21 protein-coding genes are annotated in these 22,911 nt (G+C 58.0%); 16 read left to right on the top strand and 5 right to left on the bottom strand.

The genetic code is table 11. The features are described 5' to 3' along the window. The first annotated feature begins 3 nt into the window (after positions 1-3). Genes DFO48_RS02025 through DFO48_RS02015 form a run of 3 tightly spaced genes read left to right on the top strand, consistent with a single transcriptional unit; the run spans position 4 to position 1,226 of the window. Positions 4-348: a helix-turn-helix transcriptional regulator gene (locus DFO48_RS02025; protein WP_003079745.1), complete on the top strand. Its 345-nt coding sequence runs from the start codon at positions 4-6 to the stop codon at positions 346-348. Further along, positions 345-788, top strand: a complete 444-nt coding sequence (locus DFO48_RS02020) for a YeeE/YedE family protein (protein ID WP_114862371.1) — start codon at positions 345-347, stop codon at positions 786-788. Before DFO48_RS02025 ends, DFO48_RS02020 begins: the two co-directional genes overlap by 4 nt. A gap of 18 nt (positions 789-806) precedes the next feature. Beyond that, positions 807-1,226: a YeeE/YedE family protein gene (locus DFO48_RS02015; RefSeq protein WP_114862370.1), complete on the top strand. Its 420-nt coding sequence runs from the start codon at positions 807-809 to the stop codon at positions 1,224-1,226. Between the two features lie 185 nt (positions 1,227-1,411). On the opposite strand, the gene DFO48_RS02010 is transcribed toward DFO48_RS02015, so the two are convergent. Beyond that, positions 1,412-2,332 (bottom strand): LysR family transcriptional regulator, encoded by a 921-nt coding sequence (locus DFO48_RS02010; protein ID WP_003070090.1) that lies wholly within the window; start codon positions 2,330-2,332, stop codon positions 1,412-1,414. Between the two features lie 177 nt (positions 2,333-2,509). Here DFO48_RS02010 and DFO48_RS02005 point away from each other — a divergent pair, with 177 nt between their 5' ends. The 3 genes from DFO48_RS02005 to DFO48_RS01995 all read left to right on the top strand — a co-directional run bounded on the left by DFO48_RS02005 (position 2,510) and on the right by DFO48_RS01995 (position 7,631). Then, positions 2,510-3,181 (top strand): orotate phosphoribosyltransferase, encoded by a 672-nt coding sequence (locus DFO48_RS02005; protein ID WP_114862369.1) that lies wholly within the window; start codon positions 2,510-2,512, stop codon positions 3,179-3,181. After that, positions 3,178-4,434, top strand: coding sequence for a hydantoinase/carbamoylase family amidase (locus DFO48_RS02000; protein ID WP_114862368.1), 1,257 nt, complete (start codon positions 3,178-3,180; stop codon positions 4,432-4,434). The genes DFO48_RS02005 and DFO48_RS02000 overlap by 4 nt, the downstream gene beginning before the upstream one ends. Before the next feature lie 809 nt (positions 4,435-5,243). Beyond that, on the top strand, positions 5,244-7,631 hold the full coding sequence (locus DFO48_RS01995) for a DNA polymerase II (RefSeq protein ID WP_233506276.1): 2,388 nt from the start codon (positions 5,244-5,246) through the stop codon (positions 7,629-7,631). Positions 7,632-7,651: 20 nt separating this feature from the next. On the opposite strand, the gene DFO48_RS01990 is transcribed toward DFO48_RS01995, so the two are convergent. Together DFO48_RS01990 and DFO48_RS01985 are read right to left on the bottom strand one after the other, a co-directional pair. Further along, positions 7,652-9,913, bottom strand: coding sequence for a xanthine dehydrogenase family protein molybdopterin-binding subunit (locus DFO48_RS01990; protein WP_114862366.1), 2,262 nt, complete (start codon positions 9,911-9,913; stop codon positions 7,652-7,654). Between the two features lie 21 nt (positions 9,914-9,934). Further along, positions 9,935-10,399, bottom strand: a complete 465-nt coding sequence (locus DFO48_RS01985; protein WP_114862365.1) for a (2Fe-2S)-binding protein — start codon at positions 10,397-10,399, stop codon at positions 9,935-9,937. A 153-nt stretch (positions 10,400-10,552) separates the two neighbouring features. Here DFO48_RS01985 and DFO48_RS01980 point away from each other — a divergent pair, with 153 nt between their 5' ends. Then, positions 10,553-11,491: a LysR family transcriptional regulator gene (locus tag DFO48_RS01980; protein WP_003079763.1), complete on the top strand. Its 939-nt coding sequence runs from the start codon at positions 10,553-10,555 to the stop codon at positions 11,489-11,491. A gap of 373 nt (positions 11,492-11,864) precedes the next feature. Here DFO48_RS01980 and DFO48_RS01975 read toward each other — a convergent pair whose 3' ends face one another. Together DFO48_RS01975 and cysQ are read right to left on the bottom strand one after the other, a co-directional pair. After that, positions 11,865-12,866 carry a tripartite tricarboxylate transporter substrate binding protein gene (locus DFO48_RS01975; protein WP_114862364.1) on the bottom strand — a complete coding sequence of 334 codons (1,002 nt, stop codon included), beginning with the start codon at positions 12,864-12,866 and terminating at the stop codon, positions 11,865-11,867. Between the two features lie 79 nt (positions 12,867-12,945). After that, complete coding sequence (gene cysQ, locus DFO48_RS01970; protein ID WP_034349739.1) at positions 12,946-13,719, bottom strand: 3'(2'),5'-bisphosphate nucleotidase CysQ; 774 nt, start codon at positions 13,717-13,719, stop codon at positions 12,946-12,948. A gap of 117 nt (positions 13,720-13,836) precedes the next feature. On the opposite strand from cysQ, the gene cysD reads away from it, so the two are divergent. The 9 genes from cysD (at position 13,837) to DFO48_RS01925 (ending at position 22,598) form a co-directional block, all read left to right on the top strand. Beyond that, positions 13,837-15,756, top strand: coding sequence for a sulfate adenylyltransferase subunit CysD (gene cysD / locus DFO48_RS25845; protein WP_370449542.1), 1,920 nt, complete (start codon positions 13,837-13,839; stop codon positions 15,754-15,756). Continuing rightward, positions 15,756-17,669: a sulfate adenylyltransferase subunit CysN gene (gene cysN, locus DFO48_RS01960; protein ID WP_114862363.1), complete on the top strand. Its 1,914-nt coding sequence runs from the start codon at positions 15,756-15,758 to the stop codon at positions 17,667-17,669. The genes cysD and cysN overlap by 1 nt, the downstream gene beginning before the upstream one ends. A 113-nt stretch (positions 17,670-17,782) precedes the next feature. Continuing rightward, entirely contained in the window at positions 17,783-18,892 is a 1,110-nt protein-coding gene (locus DFO48_RS01955; RefSeq protein ID WP_003079775.1) for a DUF1214 domain-containing protein, read from the top strand. Continuing rightward, a complete protein-coding gene (locus tag DFO48_RS01950; RefSeq protein WP_114862362.1) occupies positions 18,889-20,076 on the top strand; it encodes a sulfotransferase in 1,188 nt (395 codons plus the stop codon). Before DFO48_RS01955 ends, DFO48_RS01950 begins: the two co-directional genes overlap by 4 nt. Before the next feature lie 23 nt (positions 20,077-20,099). After that, entirely contained in the window at positions 20,100-20,360 is a 261-nt protein-coding gene (locus tag DFO48_RS01945; protein ID WP_114862361.1) for a hypothetical protein, read from the top strand. After that, positions 20,338-20,793 carry a nuclear transport factor 2 family protein gene (locus tag DFO48_RS01940; RefSeq protein ID WP_114862360.1) on the top strand — a complete coding sequence of 152 codons (456 nt, stop codon included), beginning with the start codon at positions 20,338-20,340 and terminating at the stop codon, positions 20,791-20,793. Before DFO48_RS01945 ends, DFO48_RS01940 begins: the two co-directional genes overlap by 23 nt. A gap of 13 nt (positions 20,794-20,806) precedes the next feature. Further along, the gene (locus DFO48_RS01935; RefSeq protein ID WP_114862359.1) at positions 20,807-21,286 is read left to right on the top strand and encodes an SRPBCC domain-containing protein; all 480 of its coding nucleotides are present in this window, start codon (positions 20,807-20,809) and stop codon (positions 21,284-21,286) included. Between the two features lie 34 nt (positions 21,287-21,320). Beyond that, positions 21,321-22,115 carry an SDR family oxidoreductase gene (locus DFO48_RS01930; RefSeq protein WP_003079791.1) on the top strand — a complete coding sequence of 265 codons (795 nt, stop codon included), beginning with the start codon at positions 21,321-21,323 and terminating at the stop codon, positions 22,113-22,115. Positions 22,116-22,133: 18 nt separating this feature from the next. Then, on the top strand, positions 22,134-22,598 hold the full coding sequence (locus DFO48_RS01925; RefSeq protein WP_114862358.1) for a nuclear transport factor 2 family protein: 465 nt from the start codon (positions 22,134-22,136) through the stop codon (positions 22,596-22,598). Positions 22,599-22,911 lie beyond the last annotated feature (313 nt).

Raw genomic sequence — 22,911 nt, 5'->3', positions numbered from 1 at the left:
ACAGTGAACTCATCAACCTTTGACGAAGCACAGTCCACGCTGGATTTGCATGCCGTGCGAGCCCATGCAAGCGAAGCCGTGGCCATGCTCAAGCTGCTGGGCAATGAAGACCGACTGCTGCTGCTGTGCCAGCTCTCCCTGCAAGAGCGCACCGTGGGCGAGCTGGAGCAACTGACAGGCGTGTCCCAGCCTACCTTGTCCCAGCAATTGGGCATTTTGCGGCGTGAAGGTCTGGTCAGCACCCGCCGCGAAGGCAAATTCATCTGGTATCAGTTGGCCGATGCCCGCGCCCTGCAGCTGATGCAGACCCTCTATCAATTGTTCTGCCAACCAGGAGAGACAGCATGAATATCTTATGGAGTGAATTCACACCCTGGACATCTCTGGCCGGCGGCCTGCTGATCGGTCTATCCGCAGCCCTGCTCATTGCCTTGCTAGGTCGCGTGGTCGGCATCAGCGGCATTGCCGGGGCATTGCTGCAGTTGCCGACCTGGACCTCCATCAAGCAGTGGGGCTGGCGTCTGGCATTCATCCTGGGCATGGTTGCTGCGCCACTGGTCTGGTCGCTGTTTGCCCCACTGTCAGCCATGCAGCTGCCCTCCAGCCCGGCAGTCATCATTGCCGCCGGCCTGCTGGTGGGCTTCGGCACGCGCATGAGCTCGGGCTGCACCAGCGGCCACGGCGTGTGCGGCCTGTCACGCCTGTCGACGCGCTCTCTGGCCGCTACGGCGACCTTTATCGCCACGGGCGCCATCACCGTGTTCGTGATGCGCCATGTCATTGCCTGAGCCAGCAAGGAGAACATCATGATCATCAATATTGCTGCCTTGCTCTGCGGGCTGGTTTTTGGCCTGGGTCTGATTCTTTCGGGTATGGGCAACCCCGCCAAGGTTCAGAACTTTCTGGATTTTTTCGGTCGATGGGATCCTTCGCTGGGTTTCGTCATGGGCGGAGCCATCGCCGTAGGCTTGATTGCCTTCACCTGGGCCAAGCGCCGCAAGACCGCTTTGTTGGGAGAGCCCATGCAACTGCCCACCAGCACCGTCATTGATCGCAAGCTGCTGACAGGCTCGGCCCTGTTTGGCATAGGCTGGGGGCTGGCAGGTTTTTGCCCCGGCCCGGCGCTGATGAATCTGGCGACCCTCACACCGCAAGTCTGGCTGTTTGTCGCCGCCATGCTGGCCGGTATGTGGGCGCAGCATCTGTGGGCTGCAAAGCAAAGCTGAGACCTGGCGGCGACTCACTCAGGAGTCATCCACCAATCGACGTGCCTGGGCCGTGCAAGCTGCCTGCATCACTTGCCCATAGCTTTGCAGGCACGCAATGGCAGACATCGGCCTTGACCGGCTGAAGTGAGTCCAGCAAAGGCAGGCAAGCAGCGCCCATATCGCTTCATGCAATCCGCTCTGCCTCACTCCTTCGGCATCAGTGCCTGTGCAAAATGTCTGGCCGGTGCAGGCAGATCGGCAAAGCTGTTGGCATACAGCTTGAGGCTGCGCTCTGCCCAGGCATCGGTCAGCGGCACCGCATGCAAAGCGCGAGCCTCGCCCAGTCTCTGGTATGCGCCTTCGGGCATGACGCCTACGCCCAGCCCGCATTCGATCATTCGGCACATGGCACTGAGGCTGTCGACCTCGATGCGCTGGCGCAGCATACGTCGGCCAGCGCGGGCTTCCTGATTGAGCACCTCCTGAACGATGCTGCTGTCGCGCAAACCGATCTGGGCATAGTCCAGTGCTTCTTCATAGGCCAGTTCCTGATGATGGGCCAGAGCGTGGTCATTGGGCATGATCAACACCATGCGTTCATGCCGGTACGGCATGGACTCCAGCCCCTCGACTTCATCACTCGGACTGCAGACCCCCAGATCTGCCATGTGATCGCGCACGGCGCGCGCTACCGAGCGACTGGTTGCCTGACGCAGGTCGATGCGGATGTCGGGATGATGCTTCACGAAGACAGCAATATCCTCGGGCAAGAACTGCTCCACGGCCGAAGCATTGGCACTGAGGCGCACCAGCCCACGTACGCCCCGCGCATATTCGCCAAGGTCGTCACGCAGGTGTTCGACACCCAGAAGAATCGTGCGCGCATGCGCCAGCAGCAACTCTCCGGCAGGGGTCGGGCGCACCCCGCGGGCATGGCGCAGCAGCAAGGGAGTGCGGGCCAGGGATTCCAGTTCGGCAACACGCTTGCTGACCGCCGAGGCGACCATGCCGCCCTGCTCGGCCGCCCGCGCAATACTGCCGTGCTCGCAGATCAGCACGAACAGATCCAGCGATGAAAGGTCTATCTGGCGCAGAAAGCTGCGCGGCGAAGTGAAGTCGGACATGGAGCGATGACAAGCAGGCGCACGCAAGCGCAGCCAGGGATTTCAGACAGGACGCAGCCGTCAACACCCCGACGCGCAGCTCAAGCCATCTCGTTTTGGAACGGCTCGAGGAATTTTAGCCACTTCTTGCTGCAGGCCTGGCTACTTAACATGCCCGCTTTGCAAACACACACTCACATGCTTCTTTCCGCTTCCGACGCGCCACGCGTTGCCCAGGCCCTGGTCAGCCTCGGCGCTGTACGCATTGCTTCGCATCAACCGTTCATCTATACCTCGGGCTGGGCCAGCCCGGTCTATGTGGATGCCCAGGTCCTGATGTCCGATGTCGCTCTGCGCAGCGAAATCATGGACATCGCAGCCCGCTGCATACGCCCTCTGATTGCTGCACGCGGCATCAATGCCATCGTGGGAACCGAAAGCTCGGGCATTGCCTTTGCGGCATGGCTGGCCGAGCGACTTGAGCTGCCCATGCTCTATCTGCGCAAGCGCCCTGTCGGCTGGGACATCACAGCCCAGCTCGAAGGCCGCCTGCCTGCCGATGCCAAGGTCCTGCTGGTGGATGATGTCACCACCGACGGCCGCTCCAAGGCCGGGACGGTTGCCGCCCTGCGCCGCGCCGGTCCCGTGGTCGAGGACGTGCTGGTTCTGCTCGACTATGCGCTCTATGCCCCCCAGGCAGGCACCCTGGCCGATCACGCCTTGTCCCTGCATGCTCTGGCGACCTGGAATCAGCTGCATGAAGCGCTGCTGGCGAGCGGACAGCTCAGTGCCGAGCAAAAGGCCACGCTGGCGGACTTCTCGGCCTCGCCTGTGGACTGGTCCATCCGACATGGAGGTAGCGGAGCATGATGGCCTGCAACACCATGACGGATACCAGCGCACTGGCGCAGGCCCTGCTCTCTGAAATTCGCGAAGCCACCCGTGACGGCCTGGGCGTCACCCGTGAAAGCTATGGCGAAGGCGAGACGACCGCGCTGCGCATACTTGAGGACCGGGCCGAAGATCTGGGCCTGAGTCATGAATGGGATCGAGCCGGCAACCTGTGGCTGAGCCTGCCAGAGGAAAGCCGGGCGGAACCCTACATCGTGGTTGGCTCGCATGCCGACTCCGTGCCGCAGGGCGGCAACTTCGACGGACTGGCAGGCATTGTCGCCGGCATGCTGATGCTGCTTCAGCTGCGTGGCCGCCACGAACAGGCCCCGCCACTGCGCGTTCTGGCCCTGCGCGGCGAGGAAAGCGCCTGGTACGGCAAGGCCTACCTCGGCTCTCTGTCTCTGCTGGGCAAGCTACCTGCCGCCACATTGAAGCGCCCTCACCGAGATGGCGCAGGCGTGCTCGGCGAAGCCATGTCGCGCTGCGGAGCCGATGTCGACGCCATTGAGCGCGCCGAGCCGCTGCTCGACCTCGCGAATGTATCGGCCTATCTGGAGCTGCACATCGAGCAAGGTCCGGTCATGGTCAATCGCGGCTGGCCGGTAGCCCTGGTCACAGGCATCCGCGGCAACGTCCGCCACAACCTGATCCGCTGCATCGGCGAAACCGGCCACTCGGGCGCCGTGCCGCGCTGGCTGCGCAAGGATGCATTGCTGGCGGTTGCCGAGCTGCTGTCGCGCATGGACGAACACTGGCGCGTGCTGCTGCAGATGGGCATGGACATGGTGATGACCACGGGCATCTGCTCCACCTCGGCACAATCGCATGCAGTTTCCGTCATTCCCGGCGAAGTGGCATTCAGCTTTGAGGTGCGCAGCCAGGACACCCAGACCCTGGAGCGCTTCTATACCCTGATGCGCGAAGAGTGCCAGGCCATAGAGCGCGCCCGCGGCGTACGTTTCGAGTTCGACGAGCGCCTGTTCACGGAACCAGCCACCATGGATGCAGGTTGGCTGAACCGTCTGGAAGCAGCCGCTGAGCAAGGCATGAAACTGGAGCGCATGGCAAGCGGTGCCGGCCATGATGCAGCAGTGTTCGCCAATGCAGGCGTGCCATCGGCCATGGTCTTCATTCGCAACGAAAATGGCTCTCACAATCCGCATGAAGCCATGGACATCGGCGACTTCCTGGCAGGAGTCGATCTGCTGACTCGCGCGCTGGTTGCCTGAACCCTGCTCGGTCCGGGCGGGCACTATTGAGTGCCTTGCGAACCGTCGCTCTAACCATGCGACATCAACCTCACACCCAATTACCTGATGAAATGCAGCTTGGTCCCGACCAAGCTGCACCGGAGATACCCTCTTCGGCTTCTCCTTAGCCTGCATCCGAAGCTACGACAAGCGGCAATCGTCGCATTGCGGTGTGTAAAGGCGTCTGAACATCCAGGCATTCTTTTCCGCGGGAATGATGGATGTGATGCTGCTCTCCGTCATGACGATGAGCAGATGGCCCCCTTGCCAGGATCTGCGCCAACAACTACAGCAGCACCGCTGACATTGTTGGAGGTGACTGAATGGGCCGGCACCTGGAAGGTCTGGGCATCGAAGCCAATGTGCAATTTGCACTGAAGCACAATCATTGTGCTGCATTGGCCCGCTCAATACACTGTCGACACCCGTTGCAGAACCGTGCATTGAAATCCTGGCGGACCGACTTAGTGAACAAGTGACGGTTTTCAGGCGTAGAGCGGAATTTCAGACCAAGCCTCTCGTAATGCCTGCTATCGATATGGGCAGTCGTCGATTAGCAATATTCAACCTCACGGAACATTGGCGTCACTCCATCTATTCGCTCGATCCGCTTTGGGTCCGCGGAACACCTGGATTGCTGTTGACATGGCTCTGTTGGAAAAACGCGGTCATGATTGCTGGGTATCATTTCATTGGCACCTCTTTCGAAGTATGTGGCTTGCTCTGCAAGCTCATGTCATCACACACCGCCAGGGCCTTGAACTCCGGTTCAAGACGGTCACATTCGCTTGACTTCATCTTTTGTGCTATCTCTAGAACGCCAGGGATTCATCCTTACTCGCAATTGGCGAGACACACCAGCGGGCGTCGAGCTTGAGTACTGGCTGGCAACCGATAGCGGCCCCCTGAAGGTCCTCCTCGCTGCTCAGAAATCAGTGGCTTTCGTCGAGGCCCGGCACAGAGAAGCGGTAGAAGCGCAACTCTCGCTCCTGGCTGGAGTGGAATTGCGGGAACTGGGACTGAGGAGCTTTCAGCAAGAGCCCGTCCTGGGTATCTATGCCAGGAGTTTTCGCCAATTACGGCGACTTGCACGCACTCTCCAGCAACTAGGCATACCCCTACTGGAAGCCGATGTTCGCCCCCATGAGCGCTACTTGATGGAGCGTTTCATCACGGCGGGAGTCGCGCTGCAAGGCGGCCGGACGGAACATGCGGCGCTGGTGAACTGCAAGCTTGTTCCTGCGCCCGATTTCCGGCCGGTTCTGAAGGTCGTTTCATTGGACATCGAGACCAGTCAGCACCAGGATCTTTATTCAATCGCACTGGACGGCATGGCAGAGCGCGTCGTTTTCATGCTGGGTGAGCCTCCTGCCGACCCCATAGAAACGCCTGGATTCGAGCTGATTCATTGCACAACACGCAAAGCCATGATTGACAGGCTCAACGATTGGTTTGCACGCAATGATCCGGACGTCATCATTGGATGGAATGTCATTCAGTTCGACCTTCGTGTGCTGCAGAAAACTGCAGACGAATGTGCAACACCGCTACTCCTGGGACGCGAGCGCAAGCCCATTGCATGGCGAACTCATCCCGGCAAACAAGGCTATCTGTTTGCCCCCATGCCAGGACGAGTTGTCGTTGACGGGATTGAAGCGCTCAGGGCCGCTGTCTGGAGCTTCCCGTCCTTCAGCCTCGAGAACGTCGCGCAAGAGCTTCTGGGCGAAGGCAAGGACATCGGAGACGAATACGACAAGATGGCCGAAATCGAGCGGCGCTACCAGCTAGACAAGCCCGCTCTTGCAGCCTACAACATACGCGACTGCGAGCTGGTTCTACGAATCTTCGAAAAGGCGAAGCTGCTGCAGTTTGCGATGGAGCGGGCCCACACTACTGGCCTGCAGCTCGACCAGTTCGGTGGCTCCATTGCTGCATTCAGCCATCACTATTTGCCACGCATGCACCGCATGGGGTATGTCGCGCCCAACGTGGGCGATGTTCAAGGAAAGTCATCCCCCGGTGGCTACGTCATGGACTCCAAGCCTGGCTTCTACGACTCCGTCGTGGTTCTGGACTACAAGAGTCTCTATCCATCAATCATCCGCACCTTCCTCGTTGACCCCGTGGGTTTGGTCGAGGGTCGACATGCGAGCTCTTCCGAGCTTTTGATCAAAGGCCCAAGAGGCACGCTCTTTTCTCGCGAAAAACACTGTCTTCCGGAAATCGTGACTACCCTCTGGCAGGCACGGGATGAGGCCAAACGCGCCAGCAACGAACCACTGTCGCAAGCGCTCAAGCTGGTGATGAACTCATTCGCAGGGGTGCTAGGCGCTTCGGAATGCAGATTCTTCAATCCGGATTTGATCTCGGCCATTACCTTACGTGGCCACGAAATGGTGAAGCTCACAAGGGATCTGGTTGAAGAGCGCGGATACGAAGTTATTTATGGAGACACGGACTCCATCTTTATTTGGCTCAAGAGGCCCCATAGTACCGAAGAGGCATATGCCGTGGCTGCCAAGCTGGCTCAGGACATCAACGCGTGGTGGACTCAAACCCTGCGCCAGGAGCAAGGCCTGAAGAGCTTTCTTGAGATCGAGTTCGACACGTATTACAAGAAGTTCTTCATGCCCACCATCCGCGGTTCGGACGTCGGCAGCAAGAAGCGCTATGCCGGCCTGAGTGTAGACGCCGCCGGAAACGAATCGATGATCTACCGCGGCCTTGAAATGGCGCGAAGCGACTGGACACCGCTGGCACGGCAGTTCCAGGAAGGCTTGCTCTCGCGCGTCTTCCAAGGTGCCCCTTACCGCGAGTTCGTCATCGAGTACGCCCATTCGACGCTGGCGGGCAAGAAGGATGACCTGCTCATCTACCGCAAACGCCTGCGGCATCGCCTGGATGCCTACGTGGCCAATGTGCCGCCACAGGTCCGTGCCGCTCGCATTGCCGATGAGTACAACGATCGTGTGGAGCGACCCAGGCAGTACCAGAACGGCGGCTGGATCCAATACGTCATGACCAGGAATGGTCCTGAGCCTTTGGAAATCCGCCGCTCACGCATCGATTACGAGCACTATCTGGCCAAACAGATCAAGCCGATTGCCGACTCGATCTTGATCCCCCTCGGAGAGGATTTCGCCACCCTGACGTCCTCTCAGCAGGAGCTTTTCTAGCGCGATCCAGGCTCATGCTCTTACGCCTTCGGGAAAGGCAGCTCGCGTGGTGTATGGCCGCTCAGCTTGGCGATGGCATTGGCAAAAGCGGGTGCCAATGGCGGCACACCCGGCTCACCCATACCCGTGGGTGCATCGGCACTCGGCACGATATGCACGGTGATCGCGGGCATATCGGTCAAGCGGGCCACAGTGTAGTCATTGAAATTACCTTGCTCCACCTGCCCGTCCTTGAATGTGATGGCCGCGCCAGGCAAGCACATGCCGAGCCCCATCAAGGCACCACCCTGCACCTGGGCCTCGACACTCCGAGGGTTCACCGCCAGATTGCAATGCACGCCAGCTGTAACCGCATGCAGCTTGGGAGTGCCGTCCTTCATCGATGCCTCGACCACATAGGCAACCACCGAATCAAAAGACTGATGCACGGCCACGCCCCAGGCTCTGCCTTCGGCCAGTTGGCGCTTTCCGTAGCCCGACTTTTCGACTGCCAGTTGCAACGCGGCCTTGTGACGCGGATGCCTGTCGCCAAACTGTTGCAGCCTGTATGCGACCGGATCTTGCCCTACAGCTCGGGCGATTTCGTCCATCAAGGTCTCCATCACATAAGCGGTATGTGTTGAGCCCACGCTGCGCCACCACAGAACCGGCGCATTGAGTTCGGGGTGATGCACCGACAGTCTCATCGGCAGGTCGTACGGCTCTTTCATTCCTTCAACCGTCGTGGTGTCCACTCCGTTCTTGACCATGAAGCCCTCAAACGCCGTACCTTTGGCAAGCGACTGGCCTACGATCACATGATCCCAGGCGATCACCTTTCCCTTACCGTCAAAACCTATCTCGGCACGATGCACATGCATGGGTCGGTAGTAGCCTCCTTTGACATCGTCCTCGCGACTCCAGATCATGCGCACCGGGGCGTCAACACCAGATGTTCTAGCGGCCTTGGCAATCTCGCAGGCTTCGGCCACGTAGTCACTGCGCGGGTTGGCACGACGACCGAAACCGCCCCCTGCCATCTGAACATTGACTCGAACATTCTGAGGAGCCACACCAAGCACGCGCGCCGCAGTTGCAACTTCCCAGCCCGGAGCCTGTGTACCCAACCAAAGCTCAGCCTTGGCATCCTTTCCTACACCTGTCACACGCACCGTGCAGTTCAGCGGCTCCATTGGCGTATGAGCAAGGTAGGGGAATACATACTCGGCACTGATTTTGTGAACAGCACCGTTCAGTGCCGAAACATCGGCATCGAACTTGAGCGCGCCCGGTTTTTTGGCCAGTTCACGATACTGCGCCAGTTGCCGGGCCGAATCGACTTTGCCAACCCCTGCGCTGTCCCACTGGATTTTCAGGGCATCGCGCCCCTGCTTGGCTGGCCAGTAACCATCGGCCAGCACCGCAACCAGCTCGCCACCCCATACGCTGGGCACACGAAGCACCGCACGCACGCCCTTGATGGCTTTGGTTGCCGCATCGTCTACCGATTGAATCTTGCTTCCATACACCGGCGGATGCGCCACAACCGCGGTCAACATCCCCGGCAGATGCATGTCGATGCCGTAGGACTGGCTACCGCTGGACTTGGCGCGTGCGTCGAGCCGCCCCGTGGCACGACCGATGATGCGAAAGTCTTTGACGTCCTTGAGCTTCACCTGCTGCGGAACAGGCATCTTCATGGCCTCATCCGCCAACTCGCCGTAGCCCAGCTTCTTGCCCCGAGGTCCGATCACCTGTCCTGCCTGAGTGCGCAAGGACTGCGGGTCTACACCCCAGCGCTTGGCCGCCGTGGCCAGCAGCATGGAGCGGGTACGCGCCCCCAGTTCACGATACTGGACATACGAGTTCTTGATGGCAGTGGAGCCGCCCGTCAGATGCATCCCCATGACCGGATCCAGATACGCGGGATCGGCATTACCGTGCACGCTGTGCAACTTGGACCAATCGGCATCCAGCTCTTCGGCCAGCACCATGGGCAGGCCGGTTTGCACGCCTTGACCAAACTCCAGACGATTGATCGTTACCGTCACCGTACCATCGCGATCAATCTTCACAAAAGCCGATGGCTGCTGGTAAGGCTTGAGTGCGCTTGTAGAGACCTCTTCGTTACCCTTCGCCTGTGCCAGTGCAGCGGAGGGAAATACGCCCAATGCAAAACCAGAGGCCGTCGCCAGCTTGAGGAAATCGCGTCGCTCGAGCTTTGTGCCTGCATCTATCGTGTCAGCCGCCAGCGCACGCAGACCTTTGGGCATGTCTGCAAGAAAATGGTTGGGTATAGGCATGGGATGTGCTCCTTCTTTCTTTTAGGCCGACAGTTTTTTGGCAGCATCGTGGATGGCTGCACGGATGCGTGCATAAGTTCCGCAGCGGCAGATATTGCCAGCCATGGCTGCATCGATCTCTGCATCGCTGGGTTGGCGATTGCTTTTGAGCAGCGCCGTTGCACTCATGATTTGCCCACTTTGGCAATAGCCGCATTGCGCCACATCGTTGCGAACCCACGCATCCTCGACAGCCTTTCCAACCTTGTCGGCAGCCTGTGCTTCGATGGTGTCGATTTTTTGCCCTTGCGCCGCTGATATGGGCGTAATGCAAGAACGAATGGCCTGGCCATTCAGATGCACAGTGCATGCTCCACACATGGCCATGCCGCAACCAAATTTGGTCCCTGTCATACCCAGCGTGTCACGCAGGGTCCAGAGAATGGGTGTTGAAGAATCCACATCGGCCGATGCGGGCTTGCCGTTGAGAGTGAATTTGACAGGCATGGGGAGTGCTTTCTTATTTGCTTTTAAACACAGGAGCTGCCGCACGAGCACATGCAGCATCGCGCGAAGCAGAGGCAGTGTGCGCCAGGCGATGCAAAAGAAAAAGCCAGTCAATCTATTTAAGTTATTAAGTTTTACTTAAAAATAGAAGCCATGAAGCCCGAAATACTCGCCTATCTGGCTGCCTTTGAGCAGGTAGCTCAGCATCGCAGTCTGACCTATGCCGCCCACGCCATCGGGGTCACACCGGCCGCACTGTCCCAGACGATCAAGAAGCTGGAAACCCGTCTGGATGTACGCCTGTTCGATCGAACAACGCGCAGCCTCAATCTGACAGAAGCCGGAAGAATCTATCTGGAGCGCATTTCCCCGGCTCTCACCAACCTGCGCGAAGCGACCGAAGATCTTCAACTCCAAGCGGGCGTCGAAGGCGGCACACTGCGCCTCACCATCTCTCATCCTGCAGGCCAGGTGCTCGTCGAGCCCATGCTCGCCGAGTTCTTTGCACTGCATCCGCACATTCATGTCGAGCTGGTCTATGACGACGGCTTTGTGGACATCGTGCGAGAAGGATTTGACGTCGGCATACGCAATGGCGAGTCACTGGAGGGCGATATGGTTGCCGTGCCACTCACACAGGATCTGACCATGTGCTTCGGTGCATCCCCTGCTTATCTCAGAACGCACGGCACACCCGAGCACCCCGATGAGCTGGAGCAACACCTATGCATCAACTACCGCATGAGCAGCAGCGGTGCAGTCTACAAGTGGGAATTCAATATCGACGGCAAACTGAGCGAGCGCTCCGTGAGCGGGCCACTGACAGTCAACCATAGCGACACGGCCATGCGCGCGGCCCTGGACGGCATCGGCGTGATTACCGGCTGGCGCGAATCCATGATCGACGCATTCAACACAGGCCAGTTGGTTGAAGTGCTGAAACCCTATTGGGCAAGCTTTCCGGGCTTTTATGCCTATTACCCACACCGCACACACCTGCCTCTCAAGACCCGGATATTTCTTGATTTTCTGGTCCAGCATGTGCAGCGCAATGGCTTGTCCGAGCTAGCCAGTGGGCAAATGAGCCCCTGACCTTGGCTTCTTCTTGTGTACTCCGGAATCAGTGACTTCCAGTCATTGTTAAGTTCAAGCCTCATGCCTCATCGCCGGATATTCTTCAAGGACTGAAATATCCCTGCAGCAGCTTGGCAACGATAGTTGCTGCTCATGTCTGCCTTGCGCGCTACCAGTCAACACCAGCGATTGCAGCGACTCATTGCAGTCGGTAACCGTTCCAGAGCGCTCATCCGCGCATCAATGCAGGCATCCCAACGCAAGGTTCTCGGGAAGCTGGGGACAATGAATGGCAGCTCCAGCCCGGCGACTTGCCTGGAGTCCGCTCTCACAGCTCGGGCACAAGCGCTGCAGACCCGATGCTGTGCGATTTCTACATCAAATGATCTAGCTAAATTTGAGCTCCACTCAAAATCATGAGATCAATATAAAAGGCCGATTTCCTAAAGAAACTTCGGTAGCTCTGATCTTCTGCTTGCAAAAATGGCTCGAATTGTTTGTGGTCCTTATACGCAACTTCAAAACCTGAATTTTCCAGTTGCTCCACAAAGCCTGTGTCTTTGATCACCTTGTTGATCTCGGTGGATAGATATAGAGCCAGTTCGGATGACGCCCCCTTGGGAAGAAAGACTCCTTGCCAGTATTCGAAGCTGACGCCTTGGAGTCCCTTCTCCTGAAACGTAGGAATATCGGGGAAGCGCTTCGACCTGTGAGCCGATGCAATGCCCAATGCGTGCATCTTTTGGCTTTGAAGATGGGAGGCTATGGGAGCAAGCCCCGCAAAAAGCAAGTCCACTTGTTTGCCCATCAGGCTTGCAGTTGCAGAAGCGGCTCCCCCGTATGGAACGTGCAATAGCTCGACCCTCAGAGCTTCTCCCAGGCTCTCGCCCACCAAATGCTGCAAGCTGCCAATTCCTGAGGACGCGAAACTCAGGCCACGGGCATTTTTTTGTGCTGCAACTGCGATATCACTCAGTTGATGTATTGCGGAGTCGCCCCGAGTGGCAAGAACAATAGGAGCCGAGGAGACTTTTGCAACCGGCACCATGCCAGCGACCTCGCCTGACTCCCGACTTCTGGTGTAAACAGGATTGATGAATATTTCGGCAGGCGACGCCAAGAGCAACGTATTTCCATCGGGCCTGGATTTTGCAACATAGTTCGCAGCAATGGCTCCACCTGCCCCCACTCTGTTTTCCACATAGACGGGACGCTGCAATTGCGCTGAGAGCCTGGTGGCAAACGCGCGCGCCAAGGTATCCATCGCACCGCCGGCTTCGAAGCCGACAACGATTTTGACGGATTGGCGAGACGCAGCCTTGTCGGCACAGGCTGCACTCATCAGCAGCCCGCAAAGCAGGCAGGCTCGAATTAGCGTCGCGGCAAAGCTCATGAATCTTCAACAGAGAGGTGGTGAGTGCCCGCACTCAGAGCATTCAGGGCGGGTGGCAATGCTGTGCGAAAGCTTGAAATCAGCGGTAATCTGCCGAGCAGGCATAGAAATGAGGGTTGCTCAAATCTCGTTTGCCGTAGCTCAGAACATCTCCATTGAGCGCATGAATCTGGCCGCCTGCCGCGGCCAGCACCGCATGACCCGCAGCGATATCCCACTCCATGGTGCGCCCCAAGCGGGGATAGAGGTCAGCCTCTCCCTCTGCGATCAGACAAATCTTGAGCGATGAGCCTGCACTTTTGAGTGAGCGCACCAAGCGCCCATTGAGAAACTGACCCAGCGCCTCGGCATCGCCGTGCGAACGGCTGGCCACCACATCAAGGCCATCCTCCGGAATGCTTCTACATTCAATGGCCTGCCGCCTGCCCTGCACCTCCAGCCATGCGCCAAGTCCTAAGGCTCCCGCGTACATGCGATCCAACGCTGGAGCGAACACGACACCCAGCACAGGGGTTTCATTTTCGATCAGCGCGATATTGACTGTGAACTCGCCATTGCGGTTGATGAACTCCTTGGTTCCGTCAAGAGGATCAACCAGCCAGAAGCACTGCCCCATATCAGGTACATATCCCGCTGCAGCTGCCTCTTCGGAGACGACGGGAAACTGCGACTGCAAGGCGCCCAGGCGCTCAAGAATCAGGCGCTCGGCCTTTTCGTCGGCTTCAGTCACGGGCGATGCATCCTGCTTGCCGCGCACCTCAAAGTCGCTGCAATAGATCTTCATGATTAAAGCACCCGCTTCGCGGGTGATGGCCATTACGTCTTCAAGCAGTGCGCTTCGAGTCTGAGTCACAAAAATCTCCTGTGTTGTTATTCAGGTGGTCCGTTTGGCCTATGCGCCGATCAGAGGACAGGCCGACAGTAAATGCGTCCGGATCTTCGCAAATAAGCGATTGAATGTTTAACAGGAATGCGCATGGCTGTTGGTAAGAAACTCAGTGTTCAAGATATCAATCCACTGCGAATTCAAGCCGTGAAACTGCGGCTTGAAGGCAAAACACTCAAAGAAGTCGGTATGGCGACAGGCCTGTCCACGCCGACCATCATCGCCGCCCATAAAGCCTGGCAGGAAGGGGGATGGAACGCTGTCCCTGTGCGCGAGCGAGGTCGCAAACCGGGCGAAGGCCGCTCCTTGTCGGCCATGCAGGAGCAGGACATCTATGTCCAACTGGTCAGCACCCAGCCCTCCGACCATGGCCTGCCTTATTTGCTGTGGCAGCTAGAAGCCATGCAGCAGCTGATCTGTCAGCGCCAGCAGCTCGAGTTGCCCGAGCGCACCAACGCGCAATACCTGCAGCGCTGGAATCTCAATGCCGACCGCCCCGTCAAGCGCATGAAGCAGGCATCCCCTTCTGTGCAGCGCTGGTACGCCAGCACTTATCTGGACATTTGCGAGCAGGCAAGAAAAGAGAGCGCCAGCATTGTCTGGATCGACGATTTTGGCGCCCACAACAACTGCCCCGGACGCCTCAGGCACGGCATCCTGCGTGCAGTCGATAACCGCGGCAAGGTGTATTGGCAACCATATGAGGGCAGTTTGCGCGCCGCACATCTGGAAGATTTTTTTGATCGCCTCAGGCACTCCAGCGACGGCAAGATCTTTGCCTTGCTTGCGGCCATGCAATGGCAACGTGCAGCCACCTTTTCATCGCTGGCCAGCGACAGCCACGACCGGCTTCGCCTGTTTCATCTGCCTGCGGCCACAGAGATGCTCAGCCAGTCGAACGAACTGGCCAGCAGCATCTTGAAGACTGCGCAAGACGTATCGCTGGCGCCAAAGAACACCGCCGTCAGAACCCCAGCGTCACCGAAGCTGGATCCTATGGCGAGCATGACCCGGCAACTTCTAAAACATCAATTCGCGCAAAGATTTGATTTAACGGACTCCTACAGTTGGCAACACCCAAAACAAAAAACCAAGGAGAAATCTGTGGTGCTGACTCATTTGCAGAGGCTGGAAGCCGAAAGCATTCAGGCCATGCGCGAGGTTGTTGCTGAGGCAGAGAACCCCGTCATGCTCTACTCCATCGGCAAGGACAGTGCGGTCATGCTGCACCTGGCGATGAAGGCCTTCTACCCGGCCAAACCTCCCTTCCCTTTGCTGCATGTGGATACGACCTGGAAGTTTCAGGACATGTATCGCTTTCGCGATCAGATGGCTGCCAAGCTGGGCATGGACCTGCTGGTCCACATCAACCCTGAAGGTCTTGAAATGGGCATCAGCCCGTTCAAGCATGGCTCGCAAATTCATACCGACGTCATGAAAACCGAGGGTCTGAAGCAAGCTCTCGACAAGTATGGTTTCGACGCCGCCTTTGGCGGCGCACGCCGCGATGAAGAGAAGTCTCGCGCAAAGGAACGCATCTTTTCCTTCCGCTCGGACCAGCACCGCTGGGATCCCAAAAACCAGCGCCCGGAGCTCTGGCATCTGTACAACACGCGCAAGAACAAAGGCGAATCCATCCGGGTATTCCCGCTGTCCAACTGGACCGAGCTGGATATCTGGCAATACATCTATCTCGAAAACATTCCCATCGTTCCGCTCTATTTTTCAGCGCCTCGCCCAGTGGTGGAGCGAGACGGCACGCTGCTGATGGTCGATGACGAGCGCATGCCGCTCAAGAGTGGCGAAGTTCCCATGATGCGCAATGTGCGCTTTCGCACCCTGGGCTGCTACCCCCTGACGGGTGCGGTCGAATCCGACGCGAACAGCTTACCCAAGATCATCCAGGAAATGCTGCTGACCCGTACTTCGGAACGACAGGGCCGGATGATCGATCACGACTCGGCTGCATCCATGGAAAAGAAGAAGCAAGAGGGGTATTTCTGATGTCACATGTATCTGCACTCATCTCTGAAGATATCGAGAAATACCTGAAGTCACACGAGCAAAAAAGCCTGCTGCGCTTCATCACCTGCGGCAGCGTGGATGATGGCAAGAGCACGCTGATCGGCCGCTTGCTGTACGAATCCAAGATGCTGTTCGAAGACCAGATGGAAGCACTGGTCGCAGACTCCAAGAAAGTCGGCACGCAGGGCGGAGAGCTGGATTTCGCGCTGCTGGTCGATGGTCTGGCCGCGGAGCGCGAGCAAGGCATCACCATCGATGTGGCCTACCGCTTCTTCTCGACCGATCAGCGCAAGTTCATCGTGGCAGACACGCCTGGCCATGAGCAGTACACCCGCAATATGGTTACTGGTGCCTCCACCGCCGATGTGGCCGTCGTGATGATCGATGCGCGCCGCGGTGTGCTGACGCAATCCAGACGCCATAGCTATCTGGCATCGTTGATCGGCATCCGCAAGATCGTGCTGGCCGTCAACAAGATGGACTTGATGGGCTACTCCGAGAAAGTCTTCAACGACATCGTGGCCGACTACCGCGAGTTCGCCAAGAAGATCCATCTGGAAGACATCACGGCCATCCCCATGTCTGCCTTGCGTGGCGACAACATCACCGAGCAAAGCGAGCATATGCCCTGGTACCGCGGCACCACGCTCATGGGCTATCTGGAGACGGTGGAAATCGACGAAGCGCGCCAGCAAAAGTTGCCATTTCGCATGCCCGTGCAATGGGTCAATCGCCCCAATCTGGACTTTCGCGGTTTTGCGGGTTGCATTGCCAGTGGCCAGATTCACCCCGGAGACAGTGTCCGCATCCTGCCCAGCGGGCGGGTGACCAAGGTTGCGCGTATCGTCACCCAGGATGGAGATTTGCAACAGGCAGTTGCCGGCCAGTCCGTTACCCTGACTTTGGCTGATGAGGTGGACTGCAGCCGGGGCGATGTGATTGCCGTCGCGGATGCTCCTTCCGATGTGGCCGATCAGTTCCAAGTCACGCTGATCTGGATGCATGAGCAGCCCATGCTCGGCGGCCGCCCCTATCTGATGAAGATCGGCGGCAAGACCGTTCCTGTCACTTTCGCAGCGCCAAAGTACAAGATCAATGTCAACACGCTCGAGCATCTGGCCGCCAAGGAGCTGGCACTCAATGAAATCGGTGTCTGCAATCTGTCCAGCAGTCAGCCTATCGCTTTCGATGCCTACAAGGACAATCGCGAAACCGGCAGCTTCATTCTGATCGATCGCCTGAGCAATGCCACGGTGGGTGCGGGACTGATCGACTTTGCGCTGCGCCGCTCGCAGAACATTCACATGCAGCATGTGAACGTGAACCAGGCTTCGCGCTCCGAACGCCTGCATCAAAAACCTGCCTTGCTATGGTTTACCGGTCTGTCGGGCGCTGGCAAATCCACGATTGCCAATCTACTCGAAACCCGTTTGCATGCGCGTGGCCGGCATACCTATCTGCTCGACGGCGACAACGTGCGCCACGGTCTCAATCGCGACCTTGGCTTCACCGATGCAGACCGCGTGGAAAACATTCGGCGCGTCGCTGAAGTGGGCAAGCTGTTTGTGGACGCCGGGCTGATTGCCATCACCGCCTTCATCTCACCATTCCAGGCAGAACGCGAAATGGCGCGCAAGCTGGTGAGAGATGGTGAGTTCCTCGAAGTATTCATCGACACACCGCTTGCCGTTGCCGAAGAGCGTGACCCCAAGGGCCTCTACAAGAAAGTGCGCCGTGGCGAGCTGAAGAACTTCACGGGGATCGACTCACCGTTTGAAGTGCCGGAGTCTCCGGACATTCATATCTCCACCCCCGAGATGACTGCGCAAGAGGCTGTAGACAAGATCATCGCCGAACTGGTGGCCCGCGAAATCATCGCCGCGGAAGACTAAAGCAACTGGATGAACTGTGGCGTTGCCAGCCTTTGCAACGCCCCTTTTTCTTCTTTCACCCACCGCACACAGCCACCACATGGCAATGCGCGGCACACAAAGAAAGCCAGATCATGGATACCCAAACCATTAATGAACAACTGCTAAGCGGCGAAACCTGGTCGCAGTTCTGCGATCACCTCAAACGCTGCGGCCAGCAGATTCTGCGTCCCGAAACCCCTGCCGACCCTGCAACGCGGGCAGAAGGCTATCGCTATCTGACCCGACTGCTGCGCATCGCGCTGGAGATGCATGTGGAATTCGCCGACCCGGCGTTTCCCAGCTTCTTCAAGACCTCGCACGAAACCGCCAAGATTGGTGCGGACAATCCGGACAACATCTACGAATACTCGCGCCTCAACGGTTCCATGAAGTACCGCATTCAGGGCAACCGGGGCAGTGTTTCCTACCTGAGTTTTTGCACGCAAAAAGGCGGCTATGAAACCGATGGCCGCATGGTCGTCACCGGGTTTATCGACGCTACACAGCTCAAGACTGACGAGAACGGCGACTTCGAACTCATCGTCAGCCGTGACCCGCAGCCGGGTAACTGGCTGCCCATGGAAGATGCCTCGGTGTCGCTGCTGGTGCGCCAGACCTTCATGGATCGCAAAAGCGAAGTGCCCGCCAAGCTCGCCATCGAGCGCATTGGCACCACGGACACCCCTGGCCCGCTGGACCCGCAAGTGCTGGCGCAGTCGCTGCGGCGCGTGACATCCTTTGTCGAAAACACCGCAAAGCTTTTTGCAGACTGGGCACAAAGCTATCAACCCCATAGCAATCAGTTGCCGCCAGCCGATCAGGCCTACTGCCAGTCCGTGGGCGGCGATCCCAATATCTTCTACTACCACTCGCATTGGGAACTGAGCGAGGACCAGGCCCTTGTCATTCATATCGACAAGGTGCCGGAATGCTCGTTCTGGAATCTGCAGATCAATAACTACTGGCTGGAGTCTTTGGACTACCGCTACCACCAGATCTGCATCAACAAGCATCAGGCGCAGTACGACGAGAGCGGCGGCGTCACTCTGGTGCTCAGTGAAAAAGACCCCGGCCTTGCCAACTGGCTACAGACAGCCGGTCTACGCCAGGGAACCATGTGCCTGCGCTGGGTTGGCGCCAAGGAGCAGTGCCACCCCACCACCAAAGTTATCTCGATAGACCAGTTGCTGGAGACTGTATGAATACCCCTGTGACACCCCAAACTCTGCACGTCGAAGAACTGCTGCATGCTGCACGTGAGCGTGCCCCAGGCCTCAAAGATTTTGGCAACGACAACTACCGGCAAGCGCTGGAAGTTCTGACGCGCGCCCTGAACACCGAGGCCAAGCTGTCAGCAACCGGCATTGTCATGATGCGCGAGAGACTTGTGGGTCAGTTGGCCAATCGCCTGCTCATGGAGGACTATCTCCAGCGCTTCCCAGAAATCTCGAAGATCGAGATCGAAGACCCCTTGGTTATAGTGGGCCTGCCGCGCACCGGCACCACCATGCTGCAACGAACACTGGCCGTAGACCCGCGCTTTTACTCTGTTGCCTGGTGGGAGACCCGCTACCCTGCACCACTGACCGGAGAAGGCCCGCAGGACTGCGAAAAACGCATCACCATGGCCAAAGCAGAGGTCGCTCAAACGATTGAGGCGATTCCCCAGATTCTGTCCATCCACCCCATGAGCGCCACGCTGTGCGACGAGGAATTCATGCTCATGGAGCATTCCTTTCTCTGCGCCATGGACGCTTACGCTGATGTGCCCAGCTACACCACCTGGCTCGATCAGCAGGATCAGCGCCCCGTTTACACCCAGCTCAAGAAGATGCTGCAGTTTCTGCAATGGCAAAAGAGCCAGCGCGGCGAGGCGCAGGGCCAGCGCTGGCTGCTCAAAGCCCCGCAGCATCTGCACACTTTGGAAATTCTGCTGTCCGTCTTTCCCCAGGCTCAGGTCATTCTGACCCATCGCGAGCCAGCGCAGACCATCCCGTCCATGGCCAGCATGGCGCATACGCTGTGGCAGATCTACAGCGACCAGCCCGACCCAAGCGCTGCAGGCCGCCAGTGGAACAGCCGCATGGCGCGTGGTATTCACCACACCATGCAGGTGCGCGAGCAGCAGGACAGCCGGCGCTTTCTGGATATCCACTTCTTGGACACCGTGGCCAAGCCCATGCAGGTGCTGGAGGCTGTCTATCAGTTCGCCCAGATGCCCTTCACCGAGAAAGCCCGCACCGATGCGCAGCAATGGCTTTCCAGCAATGGCCGTGAAAAACGTGCGGGACATGACTACAGCCTGGAGACCTTTGGCCTGAGCGAGCAGCAGATGCAACGCGACTACGCGCTGTATCGAGCCAGGCATCTGCAAAGCCAAAGCTAAGAGGTGGCGGCAGCTAAAAAATCATGTTCAGTCCGCGGCGCCCCGAGCGGTATTCGGCTGACAGCTGGCGCCAGTTCCTCATTGGCAGTGCTGATGGCTTCCATGACTCCCAAGGGGATGAAGAACTGTTGCGCCTGCGGCAGCAATACATGTCCGAATCCGAGGACCTCATCATGGACTTCAGCAGCCCGGACTGCATCATCCGCAGCTTTTATCAAGTCGGCACCCAAGACCGGCTCATCACAAAAGGAGACAAGACATATGTTGGACTTAGAAGCCATTGAGCTAATCAAACAGCTCAAGGCGCGCTACTTTCGCGCCATCGACACCTGCAATCTGGAGTTGCTGAGGGGCATGCTGACATCAGACATCAAGCTGGCTTTCAAAAGCCCTGCTTATGAATTCCACCTGGAGGGCATAGACAAGGCGCTGGACTTCTACAGAACCTCCTTCACCAAAACCCGCCTGGCCATGCACAACGGCCACACGCCGGAGATCGAGGTCATGGGAGAGGAAGCTACTGCGCTCTGGTATCTGAACTACGTCTTCATCAACCTCGAAGAGAAAACGCATATGCATGGCGGTGCGATCTATGAAGACCGTTATGTCAAGCGCGATGGCCGCTGGTGGATTGCAGAGACGGGCTACAAGACCTTGCTTGAAACCGTTGAGCCACTGAGCGAGCAGTTGCAGATCACCTCCAAGCCCATCAACTGAAGCGACATCCAAGATGACCAAAGCTGCCAACCTCGTCACTTCCATCAAGGTGGAAATCAATGCGCCCGCCAGCGTGGTCTGGGAAGTGCTTGCGGATCTGGAAAACTATCACCTCTGGAATCGCTTCTGCCCCGACATCCGCTGTGGGCTCAAGCTCAATGACCTCGTCGAGATGAAAACCCGCCACCCGCTGACGGGAGAAGTCTGGCCTGTCAATGAATACTTGGTCGCATTTGAGCCCGAGCAACTGCTGTCCTGGGAACAGCGCCCCGTGCCCGAAAACAAGGACGCAGCGCGCCGTGATCAATACATAGAGGCAATTGACGCCAACCGCTGCACCTACTTCACCACCGACCAGTTCCTGGGTCTGAACGCCGACACCATCATGCGCGAGCATGGTGCCTGGGTAAAGATCGCCTTTGACCAGGTCGCTGAGGATGTCAAGCACCGCGCGGAAGAGCTGCACTTTGCCCGCACCCGGGCTGCATTCTGAGAAAACCCCAGACTATAAATCCAAGGAGACCCATATGCTTCTGAAAGACAAAGTCATCATCATCTCTGGCATCGGCCCCGGCATGGGCATCAAGCTCGCCCTGCGTGCGGCGGAGTATCAGGCCAAAGCCGTGGTGCTGGCAGCCCGCACGCAGTCCATGCTGGATGAGACAGAGCAAGCGATTCGCGATGCCGGCCACTCCTGCGAGACGCTCAAGGTGTCCACCGATATCTCGCAGCCCGAGCAGTGCCAGCGGCTTGCAGAGCTAACCATCGCCAAGTTCGGCCGCATTGATGCATTGATCAACTCGGCCTATGCCCACGGGAGCTGGGGATCTTCTAGCAACTCCTCCATGGATGACTGGCGCAAGGTCATGGAAGTCAATCTCTACGGTTCCATGAACATGACCCAGGCCGTGGTGCCACAGATGAAAAAGCAAAAAGACGGCAGCATTGTGATGATCAACACCATGGCAACGCGCCGCCCCAATCAGCTCGAAGCCGGTTACGCCGTATCCAAAGGCGCGCTCAAGACCGCTGTGCAATATCTGGCAGAAGACCTTGGCCCCTTCGGCATCCGTGTCAACAGCACCTACAACGGCTGGATGTGGGGCGCACCGGTCAAAGGCTATTTCCAGGCGGAAGCCAAGCGCCAGGGCGTGCCCATGGAATCGCTGGTCAATGTGATTGCCCAGCAGATTCCCCTGCGCAACGAGATTCCCGACGATGCCGATTGCGCCTCTGCCGCGCTGTATCTGGCCAGCGACTATGCGCGCGTGGTGACCGGCGCCCAACTGGACGTCAGTGGCGGCCATTACCTGCCTCACTAAACTCCAGAGGAGAACCGCATGCAAACTCTTCTGGATATTGAAGAAATCAAACAGCTCAAGGCACGCTACTTTCGCGGCATCGACACCTGCAATCTGGAGCTTCTGAAAACCGTTCTGGCCGATGATGTCCATATCCGCTTCGACAGCCCGACTTACCAGTATGAGATCAATGGCATCGATGAAGCCATGATCTTCTACCGCAATGCCTTCACCCATAGGCGCTTTGGTATGCACAACGGGCACACACCGGAAATCCAGGTCAACGGTGACGCGGCCACCGGCATCTGGTACCTCAATGACCTGTTCATCAATCTGGATGAGCAGACCATACTCACCGGCAGTGCACTGTACGAGGACTGCTATACCAGGGTCGCCGGCCAGTGGCGGGTGCAGCGCACGGGCTACAAGCGACTGCTGGAGATGATTGAGCCCCTGAGCAGTGGTTGCCGCATCACATCGCAACCTATTACGAGCAGCTTATAGGTGACACCAGGATTGCGATTGGACTCTCCCTGAGCAGGTAGACAAGCCTAGGGGTAGTCCAATGCAGGTTGATGGACGAGCAGATGCAGAGCTTCGCTCATAAATACTTTGCTCCTATAAAGCGCTTTTGTGGAGCGCTTTTTGGTTCGACGCACATCGTGCTCGGTACGGCGATGCTTCGAGCTTGCACAAATCCAGGTTGAATTCGCATGAGTCTCGTTGTCATTCATTGCCTGGCTGAAAGGAGCGCGTCTTGAATGCCGCGAGGTCCTGCGCTGCATTGAGCCACTGAATCCACGGTCTGCAGCAATTT

It is taken from the genome of Comamonas sp. AG1104 (genome assembly GCF_003350425.1).
GTDB classification, from domain to species: domain Bacteria; phylum Pseudomonadota; class Gammaproteobacteria; order Burkholderiales; family Burkholderiaceae_C; genus Comamonas; species Comamonas testosteroni.
The sequence above is the reverse complement of the archived record's forward strand: the minus strand, read 5'-3'. Positions and strand labels throughout refer to the sequence as shown.

What these genes read in the sequence shown, in the direction of transcription:
- DFO48_RS02015 (WP_114862370.1), top strand. Translation starts at nt 807, where the DNA reads ATGATCATCAATATTGCTGCCTTGCTCTGCGGGCTGGTTTTTGGCCTG.
- DFO48_RS01925 (WP_114862358.1), top strand. Translation starts at nt 22,134, where the DNA reads ATGCAAACTCTTCTGGATATTGAAGAAATCAAACAGCTCAAGGCACGC.
- DFO48_RS02000 (WP_114862368.1), top strand. Translation starts at nt 3,178, where the DNA reads ATGATGGCCTGCAACACCATGACGGATACCAGCGCACTGGCGCAGGCC.
- DFO48_RS01955 (WP_003079775.1), top strand. Translation starts at nt 17,783, where the DNA reads ATGGATACCCAAACCATTAATGAACAACTGCTAAGCGGCGAAACCTGG.
- DFO48_RS01975 (WP_114862364.1), bottom strand. Translation starts at nt 12,866, where the DNA reads ATGAGCTTTGCCGCGACGCTAATTCGAGCCTGCCTGCTTTGCGGGCTG.
- DFO48_RS01940 (WP_114862360.1), top strand. Translation starts at nt 20,338, where the DNA reads ATGTTGGACTTAGAAGCCATTGAGCTAATCAAACAGCTCAAGGCGCGC.
- DFO48_RS01935 (WP_114862359.1), top strand. Translation starts at nt 20,807, where the DNA reads ATGACCAAAGCTGCCAACCTCGTCACTTCCATCAAGGTGGAAATCAAT.
- DFO48_RS01945 (WP_114862361.1), top strand. Translation starts at nt 20,100, where the DNA reads ATGTTCAGTCCGCGGCGCCCCGAGCGGTATTCGGCTGACAGCTGGCGC.
- DFO48_RS01950 (WP_114862362.1), top strand. Translation starts at nt 18,889, where the DNA reads ATGAATACCCCTGTGACACCCCAAACTCTGCACGTCGAAGAACTGCTG.
- DFO48_RS02005 (WP_114862369.1), top strand. Translation starts at nt 2,510, where the DNA reads ATGCTTCTTTCCGCTTCCGACGCGCCACGCGTTGCCCAGGCCCTGGTC.
- DFO48_RS01985 (WP_114862365.1), bottom strand. Translation starts at nt 10,399, where the DNA reads ATGCCTGTCAAATTCACTCTCAACGGCAAGCCCGCATCGGCCGATGTG.
- DFO48_RS01980 (WP_003079763.1), top strand. Translation starts at nt 10,553, where the DNA reads ATGAAGCCCGAAATACTCGCCTATCTGGCTGCCTTTGAGCAGGTAGCT.
- cysN (WP_114862363.1), top strand. Translation starts at nt 15,756, where the DNA reads ATGTCACATGTATCTGCACTCATCTCTGAAGATATCGAGAAATACCTG.
- DFO48_RS01990 (WP_114862366.1), bottom strand. Translation starts at nt 9,913, where the DNA reads ATGCCTATACCCAACCATTTTCTTGCAGACATGCCCAAAGGTCTGCGT.
- DFO48_RS02020 (WP_114862371.1), top strand. Translation starts at nt 345, where the DNA reads ATGAATATCTTATGGAGTGAATTCACACCCTGGACATCTCTGGCCGGC.
- DFO48_RS02010 (WP_003070090.1), bottom strand. Translation starts at nt 2,332, where the DNA reads ATGTCCGACTTCACTTCGCCGCGCAGCTTTCTGCGCCAGATAGACCTT.
- cysD (WP_370449542.1), top strand. Translation starts at nt 13,837, where the DNA reads ATGCGCATGGCTGTTGGTAAGAAACTCAGTGTTCAAGATATCAATCCA.
- DFO48_RS01930 (WP_003079791.1), top strand. Translation starts at nt 21,321, where the DNA reads ATGCTTCTGAAAGACAAAGTCATCATCATCTCTGGCATCGGCCCCGGC.